The 13,273-nt window shown below is 62.0% G+C and carries 8 protein-coding genes and 1 other RNA gene; 1 reads left to right on the top strand and 8 read right to left on the bottom strand.

The window, feature by feature from the left end; translation table 11 throughout:
• Positions 1 to 20: 20 nt before the first annotated feature.
• Entirely contained in the window at positions 21 to 1,277 is a 1,257-nt protein-coding gene (locus tag J7302_RS21645) for an integrase domain-containing protein (protein ID WP_215379496.1), read from the bottom strand.
• Between the two features lie 184 nt (positions 1,278 to 1,461).
• Positions 1,462 to 1,836: a transfer-messenger RNA gene (gene ssrA / locus J7302_RS21640) on the bottom strand.
• 153 nt (positions 1,837 to 1,989) lie between these two features.
• On the opposite strand from ssrA, the gene J7302_RS21635 reads away from it, so the two are divergent.
• Entirely contained in the window at positions 1,990 to 4,902 is a 2,913-nt protein-coding gene (locus J7302_RS21635; protein WP_215379493.1) for an ATP-binding protein, read from the top strand.
• A gap of 2 nt (positions 4,903 to 4,904) precedes the next feature.
• Here the strand turns inward: J7302_RS21635 and J7302_RS21630 are convergent, their stop codons facing one another.
• The 6 genes from J7302_RS21630 to J7302_RS21605 form a co-directional block, all read right to left on the bottom strand.
• A complete protein-coding gene (locus J7302_RS21630) occupies positions 4,905 to 5,150 on the bottom strand; it encodes a hypothetical protein (RefSeq protein WP_215379490.1) in 246 nt (81 codons plus the stop codon).
• Between the two features lie 183 nt (positions 5,151 to 5,333).
• Entirely contained in the window at positions 5,334 to 8,147 is a 2,814-nt protein-coding gene (locus J7302_RS21625) for an FAD-binding and (Fe-S)-binding domain-containing protein (protein ID WP_215379486.1), read from the bottom strand.
• Positions 8,144 to 8,815 carry a LutC/YkgG family protein gene (locus tag J7302_RS21620; RefSeq protein ID WP_215379482.1) on the bottom strand — a complete coding sequence of 224 codons (672 nt, stop codon included), beginning with the start codon at positions 8,813 to 8,815 and terminating at the stop codon, positions 8,144 to 8,146. The genes J7302_RS21625 and J7302_RS21620 overlap by 4 nt, the downstream gene beginning before the upstream one ends.
• A gap of 1 nt (position 8,816) precedes the next feature.
• Positions 8,817 to 10,262, bottom strand: a complete 1,446-nt coding sequence (locus J7302_RS21615) for a LutB/LldF family L-lactate oxidation iron-sulfur protein (protein ID WP_215379479.1) — start codon at positions 10,260 to 10,262, stop codon at positions 8,817 to 8,819.
• Positions 10,259 to 11,083: a (Fe-S)-binding protein gene (locus J7302_RS21610; RefSeq protein ID WP_215379477.1), complete on the bottom strand. Its 825-nt coding sequence runs from the start codon at positions 11,081 to 11,083 to the stop codon at positions 10,259 to 10,261. Before J7302_RS21610 ends, J7302_RS21615 begins: the two co-directional genes overlap by 4 nt.
• A 199-nt stretch (positions 11,084 to 11,282) precedes the next feature.
• The gene (locus J7302_RS21605) at positions 11,283 to 12,968 is read right to left on the bottom strand and encodes a lactate permease LctP family transporter (protein WP_215379475.1); all 1,686 of its coding nucleotides are present in this window, start codon (positions 12,966 to 12,968) and stop codon (positions 11,283 to 11,285) included.
• Positions 12,969 to 13,273: the final 305 nt, after the last annotated feature.

Below are 13,273 nucleotides of genomic sequence, written 5' to 3'. Positions count from 1 at the left end.
TTCCGGTAGTTACCCATTTATCAGCGTATCGAAACGACTTTTCTGTCCCGATTCTCCTTGACAGCTGACACCGACAGATTGCCCATAGCTGCTTCTTGGATGTGCTCGCTCCACCAGGTCATCATCGGGCGCCTGCGCTCAATGTAGTCCGCCCGGTTGTAGGCGCTGCGAACCTCGTCCTTGTCGACGTGGGCAAGCGCTACCTCGATCAATTCTGGATCCCAGCCGTGTTCGTTGAGGATGGTGCTGGCCATTGATCGCATGCCATGGCTGACCAGGCGCCCTTCGAAACCCATGCGTTTCAGGGCCATGTTGGCAGTCTGACTATTGCAGTGGGTGCGCGGGTTACGGTCTGCAGGGAAGACGTATTCGCGATGTCCGCTGTAAGGCTTGATCGCTTCCAGAAGCGCCAGCGCCTGTTCCGTGAGCGGGACAATGTGCGTGCGGCGTTTCTTCATTCGTTCGGCGGGAATTGTCCAGACCTTCTTCTCGATGTCGATGTCCGCCCAGCGGGTGGTCGCTGCCTCGGCTGGCCGGGTCATGGTGTGAAGCTGCCATTCAATCAGGCAGCGGGTCGTTCTTTTGATGCTGGCATTGGCGATTGCCACCATGAGCTCTTTCAGCTCATCTGGGGGCAGTGCCGCCATGTTCTTCTTCTTCGGCTTCTTGAAGACGGAGCGGATCCCACTGAGCGGGTTCGCGTGAATCAGTCCCGAGTTGACCCCGTAGGTCATGATTTCGTTGAGCCGCTGCGTCAGCCGTTTAACGGTCTCAAGGCTGCCCTTGGTTTCGAGCGGGCGGAGCAGATTGATGACCTGAGGGGCGTTGATGGCAGAGATGGGGGTGGTGCCCAAGTCAGGGAAGATGTGTAGCGTGAGAGAGCGCCAGATGTCCTCGGCGTAGGCCTGGGTAACCGCATCCTTTTTCAGTTCATACCAGGCCGTTGCCACGTTCTGGAACGTATGCTCAGTCGCTGCCTTTTTGGCTTGTCGATCAGCATTGCGCCTTTCTTTGGGATCTAGTCCCTGAGCGACGAGCTCCCTGGCCTCAACGGTTCGCTTGCGTGCTTGAGCCAGGCTCACCTCGGGGAAGGTGCCTAGTCCCATGTTGATCCGTTTTTTGGTTACGGGATGGATATAGTTGAAATTCCACAGCCTTGAGCCATTGATTCTCACTCGCAATTGAAGTCCATTGCCATCAGTGAGCGTGTAGTCCTTTTCCTTAGGTTTGGCGGCTTTGACTTTGAGGTCTGAAAGGCGCGTGGCTTGGGCACCCATGGTGTATTCCAGTGCTGTTTGTGTATTCCAAAAATTACCAGCTGAGGGCTTGGAATACCACTTGGAATACAGAATCTCATGGATCCCGCTGGACGCTATCGGATCGTGATAACGCTGAAAGCCCCGTTTTTACTGGGTTTCAGGCACAAAAAAAGACGTCCGAGGACGTCTTTAGATGGTTGTATGGTGGAGCCGGGGGGACTTGAACCCCCGTCCGCCAGCTCTCCGCTTTCGGGACTACATGCTTAGCCAAGTCTACTGAGTTAGCTCATTGCGGCCCGACTGGCAGGGTGCTCTGAGCGAGCTGTATGAGTTTTAGCCGTTACGTCTACAGCGAACTTGGCGGCGATCCTGTTCTATCTGACAGTCGTTTCGGGTTTACAGGCATCCCCTAGTGACTGCTGGCAGCCGAAGCCGCCAGAAGGGTTAGGCCGCGAGGGCCGCCCCGTAGTTGTCGTCGTTGGCAACTAATAGTTTGCAGCAGCTAATTTACGAGGTCTGCTACCAGCTCGGCATGCCCCTAGAGTTTTGTTACCGGCGTCGAATCCTAATCGGCCCCAAAACTGCTGGGTGTACAACATCGTCTATTCTACGGCATGGGCCGCGCAGCGTCGACTGCGCATTTGGTGTATTCGTCCATGCCAGCTATATGGGGGCTTGCGGTATGATTGCAAGCTATCGTCAGGAAGACTTTTTGAGCTGAGACGTCGCCATGCCGCGTTCCGCCCGAACTCCCCTGCGCCAGTGGATATGGCGTGCATTCGTCCAAAGCGCCCTGATCCCGTTGGTGCTGGTGGAGTCAGTGCTGATCACTGCCTACCTGCTGACCAACAGCGCGATCCGTGATGCGCAGGTCGATTACCTGCAGCAGAGTGCGCTGGAGGACTTGAGCAGTGCGGTGCAGCGTGAGGGCAAGGTCATCGACGTGCGCCTGCAAAGTATCGAGGTGCCTACGCGACTGTTTCGTGACGCGGTTGGGCGTGCGCTGCAGGATCGCAGCTTCAAGCCGGACCAGCTCGAGCGTGACCGTCATGTGCTGAGTTCGGACGGTGTGCTCTATACCAAGACCGACAACGGCCGGGCCGCCTCCTTTTATGCCAGCAGCACGCCGGTAGAACGCCAGGACCACGACAAGGCGCTGCGTCTGTCGCAGGTGGACCCGCTGATGCGTTCGATCCGGGAGGCCAATCCGTTGGTGGCGGCGGTCTATTTCAACAGCTGGGACAGCTATAACCGCATCTTTCCTTTCTTCATGACGCCCGAGCAGTATCCCCATGACATGGTGATACCGAACTACAACTTCTATTACCTCGCCGACGCCAAGCACAACCCGCAACGCAAGATGGCCTGGACCGACGTCTACCTGGACCCTGCCGGGTTGGGCTGGATGATGTCGGCCATTGCGCCGGTCTACCGAGGCGACTTTCTGGAGGGGGTGGTCGGGCTGGATATCACCGTCGGGCAAATGCTCAGCGAAATCGGTGATCTCAAAGTGCCCTGGCAGGGATACGCAATGCTGGTGAGCCGCGACCACAGCATCATGGCCCTGCCCGAGGCGGGGGAGCGTGATTTCGGACTGCGTGAGCTGACCCGTTATTCCTATGAAGAGGCCGTTCGCCGCGAAGTGCTTAAGCCAGAGGATTTCAGCCTGACCCGCCACCGCGAGATGCAGCCGTTGCTGGATGCCATGGCCGCCGGCAAGGGCAACGTGCAGGAGGTGGAGTTGGGGGGACGCAAGCAGTTGGTGGCCTGGAGCGAGATTCCGCAGACCGGCTGGCGGTTGATGATGGTGGTGGACGAAGCGAACATCTTTCGCGAAACCAACCGCCTGGCCGAGCGCTACCAGCAGATCGGTTACCTGCTGATCGCCGGCTTGGCGTTCTTCTATGCCTTGTTCTTCGCTTGGATGTGGTCGCGCTCGCGGCGTCTCAGCAATGAGCTGGCGCAGCCCATGGCAGGCATCATGGGGATGATGCAACGCATTGGCGTAGGCGATTTCCGGCCTCCTGCACCGACCAGCCGAATCGCTGAGTTGCAGGCACTCGCTGAGGCTGTGCAGCTGAGCGGCTCGCAGCTGCAGGCCAGCGAGGAGGAGCGCCTGGAGGCCCGGCGCAACCTTGACCTGGTACTTGAGAGCACCACGGAAAGCCTGTGGGAGGTGGATGCGGGCAGCCAGTCGATCAAGATGAGCGGGCGCTTCGTGAAGCGTTTTGGTTTGCGCAGCGACCACTTGCCCCTCAACGAATTCAACGATCGGGTGCATCCGGATGACGTCGAGCGAGCGCGGCGCCTGCGCTTGCTGTTCTCCAGCAGCGAGCAGGACAACTTCGATGCCGAGTATCGCTTTGCCGACGCCGAGGGGAACTATGCCTGGCTGCTTAGTCGCGGCAAGGTTCTGGAGCGCGATTCCGACGGTCACGCCTTGCTGGTGGCGGGCACCCATGTGGACATCACGCGCTTGAAGGAAGTGGAGGAAGAGTTGCGTCTGGCAACGCGCGAAGCCCAGGCCGCCAGCCAGGCCAAGAGCCGATTCCTCTCCAGCATGAGCCACGAGCTTCGCACGCCGCTCAATGCGATCAATGGATTCGCCCAGTTGATCGGGCTGGAAGCCGAGGGGCGGGAGGATCGCAAGGTAGAGGGCGACTACGCCCACGAGATCGTCAACGCCAGTCGTCACCTGACCTCGTTGGTGGACGACATTCTCGACCTGTCGAGCATCGAGAGTCGCCGCCAACAGCTGCAATTGACGCCCGTGGATATCGGGCCGCTGCTGGCCAGCTGCGCTGAGTTGATCCAGCCGGAATTGCAGGCGCGCCGATTGCAGCTGCAACAGATGCCTCCGCCCGAGCCGCCTTTGCATGTGTTGGCGGATGCGCGCCGGCTGCGTCAAGTGGTGCTGAACCTGTTGTCCAACGCGATGAAGTACAACAGCCCGCAGGGAATGGTCAGCATGGGTTATGAGGTGCGTGCCGCAGGCGTGCGTCTGTGGGTGGCCGACAGTGGTCCGGGCCTGAGCCCGGAACAGCAGGCCATGCTCTTCCAGCCCTTCCAGCGGCTGGGGCGAGAGAATTCCACCATTCCCGGAACCGGGATCGGCCTGGTGCTCTGCCGTGAACTGGCAGAGCTGATGGGCGGTGAGATGGGCGTCAGTAGTGCGCCGGATGTCGGCAGTCGCTTCTGGATCGACCTGCCCAGTGCGGCGGAGCGCAGTGAGGCCGAGGTGCCGGCCGAGCCGGAGGTCAGCGAGCCTCAATCGCTGCCAGAGGTGCTATGCGTGGAGGACCACCCGGCCTGCCTGAAGGTGCTGCAAGAGGGGCTCAGGGACTTGGCTGATGTTCGCGGTGCCGGGTCGGTGGGTAGGGCCGTGACGATGCTGGAGGCCAGTACGCCGGCGTTGTTGCTGCTGGATCTGGATCTGCCTGACGGCGACGGTTTGGAGGTGCTCGATTTCGTTCGCGGCGATGCCCGCCTGGCGCAAACGCCGGTACTGGTGGTGAGCGCTGCGGTAGACGAGAAACTCCTGGCCGAAGCGCGTCGCCGGGGGGCGGATGCTTGCTTGAGCAAACCCGTGGACCTCAAGCAGGTACGGCGAATCGCGCTGTCGTTGCTCGGCCAGGAGGCTTAGGGCTACTCGCTGGATTGCAGCAGGTTCAGGGCTTCGCCCAGCACCTTGACCGACTCTGCGTGGTCGCCGGACTTGTGCAGCGCTTCACCCTCGGCGCGAAGCTTTTTCACTTCTTCAAGCACTGTGGGGTCGGCAGGCGGGTCGGTTTTCAGCAGCTGATCGATCTTGGCCATGTCGGCTGGGCAGTGTGCAGCCCAGAGCGGAGTACTGAGCACAGCGGCGGCAAGGAAAATGGCAAGACGGCGCATAGCGAACCTCCAGTCAGGATGGGGTGCCCTGCAGTATAGGAAAGGTCTGGAGGGGCGTTGGATTTGCCGTGGGGTGGATTGAGCGAAGTGGTACCCACCGTCCCACAGCGATGGGTATCGCGCATTTTACCAACTTGGCCGACCCCATCCGACGGTGTGACGAAAAGCTCCGCCCGCGCCTGCTCAGGCGTCGGGGCGGGGGCGGGTGACGCGGTCTACCAGGTAGACCAGCCCGTGATAGTCGATACCGCCGTGCTGGGTCAGGCCGACTTCGCAGGTTCGGCTGGTAGAAACACCTTCCTCGCAGTACTGCACCGCTTCCTTCAGCGAGCGCAGCGAATGGGCGTTCAGCTCGGGGGTGGTGAAGCCCTTGTCGCCGGCGAATCCGCAGCAGTGGATGCCTTCGGGAATGACGACCTCATTGGTGCAGCGCCGTACGATGTCGATCAGTCCTTGGGCTTCACCCAGGTGCTGGGTGCTGCAGGTGACGTGGACGGCCACCGGCTTGTCCTGCGGGGTGAACTCCAGGCGGTCGAGCAGGTGGCTGCGAATGAAACGCACCGGGTCGAATAGCTTGAGGCGATCATCCAGGGCGTCTTGCACCAGGCGCAGGGTGCAGGGGCTGGTATCGCAGTAGATCGGATCGAGCCCACCGCGGCTGGCCTTTAGCAGGGCGTCGATCAGCTCCCGACGCTTGTCATCGGCCTGCTGTGGATAACCCTTGGAGGCGAAGGGCTGGCCGCAGCAGAGGCTTTCCAGATTCTCGGGGAAAACGACCTGGTATCCGGCCTTCTCCAGCAGCATGCGAGTCTTGTCGATCAGCGGCACCTGCTCTCGGTCAGAGGCCGCTGGCCCCATGGCGCGGGATACGCAGGCGGTGAGGTAGATCACGCGCGGGCGTGCATCCACGGTCGCCGGGGTGAGCTGGATGGGCCGCGCAGCCTGGGGCACTGCTGGTGTCCATTGCGGCAGCCGGTTGCCGGAGAGCTGGCGCAGGGCGCCGGAGGTTTTCGCCAGCAGCGGCGCACCGAGTACCTTGCGCGCGCCGTTGGCCACGCGCAGTGTCAAACGCGCGCCCTTGAGCGCGGTCGCGAAGTGCCCCGCGAGCCAGGCGGCGCTGCCCGCGTGGTGGGCCTGGCCGCCGCGCAGCTTGCGTACCAGGTCGCCGGTGTTGATGCCGACCGGGCAGCGCTGGGCGCACAGGCCGGTAGCGGCGCAGGTTTCGATGCCCTGGTATTGATAAGCCTGCTCCAGCTCGGTGGTGTCGAGGCCGGCGCGCTTCTTGGCCTGGATATCTCGCCAGATGACGATGCGCTGGCGCGGGCTCAGGGTCAGCCCCTTGGACGGGCAGACCGGCTCGCAGAAGCCGCATTCGATGCACTTGTCGACGATCTCGTCGGCAGCGGGCAGCGGCTTGAGGTTCTTCAGATGAATATCTGGGTCTTCGCTTAGGACCACGTCGGGGTTGAGGATGCCCCGCGGGTCCAGCAGGCGCTTGATGCGCCACATCAGCTGGTAGGCGTCGCTGCCCCATTCCAGCTCGACGAAGGGCGCCATGTTGCGTCCGGTCCCGTGTTCGGCTTTGAGCGAGCCGCCGAACTCCACCGCTACCAGCTGCGTCACGTCCTGCATGAAAGCGTCGTAGCGGGCCACTTGTTCCGGGCTGTCGAAGCCCTGGGTGAAGACGAAGTGCAGGTTGCCCTCCAGGGCATGGCCGAAAATGATGGCTTCGGCGTAATGGTGCTTGTCGAATAGGGCGATCAGGCGGTTGACGCCTTCGGCAAGTTGTTCGATGGGGAAGGTGACGTCTTCGATGATCACCGTGGTGCCGGTCTGGCGAACGGCGCCGACGGCGGGGAAGGTGTCCTTGCGGATTTTCCACAGTTGGTTGTAGACAGTCGGGTCTTCGCTGAAATCGACCTTCTGCTCCAGCGGGAACACAGCGATGGACGCCATGATCTGGTTGAGTTGCTCGTGTAGCAGGCTCTGGCTGGCGGCGCGCGACTCGATCAGTAGGGCGCAGGCGCTGGCCGAAAGGCCTTTGACCCATTCCGGCATGCCCGGCTTGTTCTCCACCGAGCGCAGGCTGCGCCGGTCGAGCAGCTCCACCGCGGACACCGGCTGGCTTTTCAGCAGGGTGACGGCCTTGCAGCAGCTTTCCACATCGGGGAACACCAGCAGCGCCGAGGCCTTGTGCGGGTGTTCGGGCACGGTGTCGTAGGTCACCGCGCTGATGAAACCGAGCGTGCCTTCGGAGCCCACCAGCAGGTGGCTGAGGATGTCCAGCGGTTCGTCGTAATCGACCAGGGCATTGAGCGACAGGCCGGTGGTGTTCTTCAGGCGGTACTTGTGGCGGATCTTGATGGCCAGGTCGGCATTGGCGCGAGTCTGCCGTCCCAGTTCAGCCAATTGGTCCAGCAGGGTGGCGTGGCTGTTTCGGAAGGCGGCCACGCTGGACGCGTCTTCAGTGTCCAGCAAGGTGCCATCGGCCAGTACCAGACGCAGGCCGGCAAGGGTGTGGTAGCTGTTTTGCGCCGTGCCGCAGCACATGCCGCTGGCGTTGTTGGCGACGATGCCGCCGATCTTGCAGGCGTTGATCGAGGCCGGATCAGGGCCGATCTTGCGGCCGAAGGGGGCAAGCCAGGCGTTGGCCTGGGCGCCGATGACGCCAGGTTGCAGGCGAATCTGGGCGCCGCCGTCACGAATTTCGCGGCCGTTCCAGTTGTCGCCCAAAAGCAGCAGCACCGAATCGGTAATGGCCTGGCCGGAAAGGCTGGTACCAGCGGCGCGGAAGGTCACCGGCACGAGTTCGGTGTGGGCGGCCTGGAGCAGGGCGATGACTTCGGCTTCGCTCTCGACGCGGATCACCAGCTTGGGAATCAGTCGATAGAAACTGGCATCGGTACCGAAGGCCAAGGTGGACAGCGGATCATCGTAGCGACGTTCGCGGGGGATCAGCTTTTCGACCGTATTGAGGAACGGAATCGGCAGGCTCATGCATCCTCCAGGATCAACACCACCAGATCCTTCGGCCCATGGGCGCCGTAGGCGAGCACCTGCTCGATGTCAGCGGTCTTGGAGGGACCGGAAACGAGCAGGGCGTTGGTCGGCATGCCGGCCGCCCAGCGGTGCTTCTGCTGCACCTCGTAGAAGTTGTCCTGCACCTCGCTGGCGCTCAGGAGGGCGAAATGCACGGGTGGCACCAGGCTCATCAGCCGTGGCTCATCAGGCGTTGGCCATATGATCAGACTGCCGGTGGCGGCGATGCCGCCGAGGGTGCCGGTCAGGCTGGCGGCGGTGTCGTTGAAGAGCTCGGCCTTCCACTCTTCGATAGGTCGATCGTAGGCCTTGAGCGGAGTCTGAATGGCGTGTTGCTGCCAGTATTCCTGGACTTTCCGACCATGCTCGGTGCCAGGGGCGATCAGCAGGTTGGGCAGGCCGCGTTCGGTGACCAGGCGCGCGAGCAGGGCCGGCCACTCGTCACGACAGGTGAGGTGAGTTTCGGTGTGCACCGCTTCCATCAGTTGGCGCAGACGCGGGATGCGCTGCTCGACCGGGTAACTCCAGGGCTGGGTCACCAGGGCTTCGTCGAACTCGTCGGCAATCGGCGTGGTGCCTTCCAGGCTTCTCTTCAGCTTGGCGAGGATGTTCTGCTTGGCGCTCATGTCAGTCGTTCCCCAGGTGTTCGCGGGCCAGTTCGTGCAGGGAGCGCGAGGCCGGTTTCGGCGCGCTGTGGTTCTGCGTCCAGGGGCCGATGTTATTCGGCGTGAGGCCGCGCAGGCGGGTGGCCAGGAAGCTGAAGGCGCGGTACAGCGCAGGCGAGGTGTTGAGCATGCGCCAGCCTTTCCACAACAGCCGTTCGCGGGGCGAGTACTTGCTGCCTTGGCCGCGCATGACCTTGTGCGGATCGTCCGGTGCCTTGATGTTCTCTTCGCGCAGGCGGCGTAGAAGCGAGGGAATCGGAATCTTCACCGGGCACACTTCGCCACAGGCGCCGCACAGGGAGGAGGCGCTTGGATGGTCCGGGACCTTGTCCAGGCCCACAAGATGCGGGGTGATGATCTTGCCGATCGGGCCGGGGTAGACCTCGCCATAGGTGTGGCCGCCAACGCGGGTGTACACCGGGCAGTGGTTCATGCAGGCGCCGCAACGGATACAGTTCAGCGTCTGGCGCAGCTCGCTGTCGGCGAAGGCTTGGCTGCGGCCGTTGTCCAGCAGCACCAGGTGGACTTCATCTGGGCCGTCCAGTTCATCAGCCTTGCGTGGGCCGGAGATCATGTTGACGTAGGTAGTGATCGGCTGGCCCAGCGCGGAGCGGGTCAGCAGGGACAGCAAGGGCACCACGTCGCGCAGGTTCTGCACCACTTTCTCGATGCCGGTCACGGCAATGTGCACCGGCGGCACAGTGGTGGACATTCGGCCGTTGCCTTCATTTTCCACCAGCAGCAGGGTGCCGGTTTCTGCCACGGCGAAGTTGACCCCGGAGACGCCGATATCGGCCTCGAAGAACTTCTGCCGTAGGGTACGCCGCCCGATCTGGATAAGCTGGTCGACGTCCCTGGTGTACTCTACGCCGAGCTTGTCGTGGAACAGGGACGCGACCTGGCCGGCATTCTTGTGGATTGCCGGCATGATGATATGAGAGGGCTTCTCGTGGTCGAGCTGGACGATGTACTCGCCCATGTCCGATTCCAGGCATTCGATGCCATGGCCTTCGAGGACATGGTTCATTTCCATTTCCTCGCTGACCATCGATTTGCCTTTGATCACTTGCCGGGCCTCGTGAGCCTGGATGATCGAGAGGACGATGGCATTGGCCTCGTCCACCGTCTCCGCCCAGTGCACTTTCACACCGTTGCGGGTCAGGTTCTGCTCAAGCTGCTCGAGCAGCTCGGGCAGCCTGGATAGCGCGCGGGCGCGGATGCGGTTGCCCAGGGCACGCAGTCGCTCGCGTTCGTCGGCATCGCTGAAGGCGCTGGCGCGCTTGGCCATCAGCGAGTCCATGGCACTGCGGAAGTTGCGCCGCAACTGGCCATCCCCCAGGGCTTCGTGGGCCCTGGATTTGAAATCATCGTGCAGTTGCACCGCCGGGATACGGGCTTCCATGTTCATCGCCTTCCTCCGGTGCGTTGCCAGAGGAAGGTCGCCAGATGTTGCCCGCGCAGCGCTTCCTTTTGTTTCTCAAATGCGCCGTTGATGTTCATCAAGCAGCCGCAGTCAGCGCTGATCACCTGGTGGGCGCCGGACTCCTTCAGGGCACGGGTCTTGTCCGCGACCATGGCACCGGAAATATCCGGCATGCGTACCGAGAAGGTGCCGCCAAAACCGCAGCACTCACTCTCATGGTCATGATCGATCCGTTCCACCTGGCCCAGCTGCGCCAACAAGGCACGGCCGTGCAGGTGGGTGTTCATTTCGCGGCGTGCGCTGCATGACGTGTGCAGCGCCACCTTCACCGGGCTGCCTTGGTCCTTGAGCTGCACTTTGCATACATGCAGGAGGAACTCGGCCAGCTCGAAGGTCCGTGCCGCTAAAGCGCGGGCCTGCTTCAACAGTTCCGGCTCGTCCTTGAACAGCTCTGCATAGTGCTCACGCAGCATGCCGGCGCAGGAGCCGGAAGGCACCACGACGGGCCAGTCCTCCTGGAACAGCGCCAGCTGGGCCCTCGCGACCTTGCGTGCTTCCTCGGTGTAGCCGGATGTATAGGCCGGCTGGCCGCAGCAGCTCTGCCCTTGTGGGAAGTGCACCTTGATGCCTTCGCGTTGCAGCAGGCGGATGGCATCCAGGCCGGCCTCGGGGAAGAACAGATCGACTACGCAGGTACCGAAGAGGTAGACCTGTGCCGGCTTTTGCACGGGGTAGGTGCGTGGGGCTGGCAGGGGCGGCGCAACGCGGGTGGCGTTAGGCGCGGCGTCATGGAAAAGCTCGCTCATCTGGCGTTTCTCCGGGTGGTCCCGGTTATCCGTCCAGCATAGGCGCCAAAGCTTTCGGCAACCTTGCAGGGCGGGTTCTGGGTTGCTGGCGCCGGGCTGGCCGGCACCGTTTTATCTCAAGTCTTATCAACAGTCCTGTCGAGAGAGTCGACTGCCGCCCGGCTTGTCGAGAGCGGCAGGGAGACTCCCACGGCAGCTATCAATGAACCAGCATGCCGGTGAACACGTAGGCCTGGGCCAAGGTGATCAGGCCGACCATGGTGGCAAAGATCAGACTGTGCTTCAGGGTGAAGCGGAACAGGTCCGACTCCTTGCCGACCATTCCGGTTGCGGCGCAGGCAACGGCAATGGATTGCGGGGAGATCATCTTGCCGGTCACGCCGCCGCTGGTGTTGGCCGCGACCAGCAAGGTGTCGTTGACACCGATCTGGTGGGCAGTGGTTGCTTGCAGCGAGCCGAACAGAGCATTGGAGGAGGTGTCCGAACCGGTCAGGAACACGCCCAGCCAGCCGAGGAACGGCGAGAAGAACGGGAACAGCGCGCCGGTACCGGCCAGAACCAGGGCCAGGGTGGTGGACATGCCGGAGAAATTGGTGACAAAGGCAAATGCCAGCACCATGCCGATAGAGAGGATCGGCCACTTCAGCTCGACGAATGTTTCCTTAAGAGTGGTAAGACCAATTTTTACATGGATGGAAAGGACGGCCATGGAGATCAGGGCCGAAAAGAAGATCGCGGTACCGGTAGCCGATACCGGGTCGAACTTGTACACGGCCGGGATGGCTGTGGCGGTCGCAACGATCGGAGCGCCTTTCATCACCAACTGGTCCAGGTGCGGGATGGCGAACAGGAAGACGAACTGCTCCAGTGCGCCGCCCGGGGCGAACATGGCCTTGAAGGGTTTCAGGGTCCAGATGGTCACCAGCACGGTGAGAACCAGGAAAGGCGACCAGGCCTTGACGATTTCGCCAAAGCTGTAGGGTGAAGGTGTGGTGGTGCGCGGACCGCCGAAGCCGCCCAGCACGGCTGCGCCACCCGAAATGCCGACCACTTCAGCGTCTTCTGCACGCTTGGGTTGCCATACCTTGAGGAACAGGGTCAGGGAAACCAGGCTGACCAGCGCCGAGGTGATGTCCGGCAGTTCCGGACCGATGAAGTTGGATGTGAAGTACTGGGTGACGGCGAAACTGGCGCCGGCCACCAGGGCTGCTGGCCAGGTTTCCTTGATGCCGCGCCAGCCGTCCATCATGGCGACCAGCCAGAAGGGCACGATAATCGACAGCAGCGGCAGTTGACGGCCTGTCATGGCGCCGATCTTGAACGCATCGATGCCGGTGACTTGGCCTGCGACGATGATCGGGATGCCCAGGGCGCCGAAGGCTACAGGTGCAGTGTTGGCGATCAGGCAGAGGCCAGCCGCGTAGAGCGGATTGAAGCCCAGGCCGACGAGTAGGGCAGCGGTGATCGCTACCGGAGCGCCGAAGCCAGCAGCCCCCTCAAGGAATGCGCCGAAGGAGAAGCCGATCAGCAGCACCTGCAGGCGCTGGTCGTCGGTGATCGACAGCACCGAGCTGCGGATCACTTCGAACTGGCCGCTCTTTACCGTGAGTTTGTAGAGGAATACAGCGGCCACGATGATCCACGCGATCGGCCACAGACCATAGGCAAAGCCATAGCCGGCGGCGGCAAAGGCCATGTCAGCGGGCATGTCGAAAGCAATGATGGCGACTGCCAGTGACAGCGCCAGAGTAATGGTGCCGGCGATGTGGCCCTTCATGCGGAAAACCGCAAGGGCGAGGAAGAAGAACACGATGGGGATCAGGGCTACGAGCGCCGACAGCCCGAGGCTGCCGAGGGGGGTATAGAGCTGCTGCCAGGTTTGCATCTTGGGGTGGCTCCCTAATTGTTTTTGGAGTGCCTGTTAGCCGGATCGGGCGGTGACCGCCTCGCTTGTGGCGAAACGGCAGGCTAAGACCGAGTCGGCGCTATTTGTCGAATAATTGGTAATACCAATTTACAAAAGCGACGGCTCAGAGTAAAAGCCTTGTTGTGGTTGTGTCAATTTGTCGCCCTACAACTTTGGTCGATCGGTTGTTTTGGATGTTGTTCTTGTCTGTGTGTGATGCTCTGGTTAGGCTGCTGCGGCAAGCGCCAAAAGCGCCGAGTTATAAGGCCGCCTGAGGGGCGTGG

The sequence above is a fragment of the Metapseudomonas boanensis genome, from assembly GCF_018704125.1.
Taxonomy (GTDB): domain Bacteria; phylum Pseudomonadota; class Gammaproteobacteria; order Pseudomonadales; family Pseudomonadaceae; genus Metapseudomonas; species Metapseudomonas boanensis.
The sequence above is the reverse complement of the archived record's forward strand: the minus strand, read 5'-3'. Positions and strand labels throughout refer to the sequence as shown.

What these genes read in the sequence shown, in the direction of transcription:
- J7302_RS21625 (WP_215379486.1), bottom strand. Translation starts at nt 8,147, where the DNA reads ATGAGCCTGCCGATTCCGTTCCTCAATACGGTCGAAAAGCTGATCCCC.
- J7302_RS21645 (WP_215379496.1), bottom strand. Translation starts at nt 1,277, where the DNA reads ATGGGTGCCCAAGCCACGCGCCTTTCAGACCTCAAAGTCAAAGCCGCC.
- J7302_RS21635 (WP_215379493.1), top strand. Translation starts at nt 1,990, where the DNA reads ATGCCGCGTTCCGCCCGAACTCCCCTGCGCCAGTGGATATGGCGTGCA.
- J7302_RS21620 (WP_215379482.1), bottom strand. Translation starts at nt 8,815, where the DNA reads ATGAGCGCCAAGCAGAACATCCTCGCCAAGCTGAAGAGAAGCCTGGAA.
- J7302_RS21610 (WP_215379477.1), bottom strand. Translation starts at nt 11,083, where the DNA reads ATGAGCGAGCTTTTCCATGACGCCGCGCCTAACGCCACCCGCGTTGCG.
- J7302_RS21630 (WP_215379490.1), bottom strand. Translation starts at nt 5,150, where the DNA reads ATGCGCCGTCTTGCCATTTTCCTTGCCGCCGCTGTGCTCAGTACTCCG.
- J7302_RS21605 (WP_215379475.1), bottom strand. Translation starts at nt 12,968, where the DNA reads ATGCAAACCTGGCAGCAGCTCTATACCCCCCTCGGCAGCCTCGGGCTG.
- J7302_RS21615 (WP_215379479.1), bottom strand. Translation starts at nt 10,262, where the DNA reads ATGAACATGGAAGCCCGTATCCCGGCGGTGCAACTGCACGATGATTTC.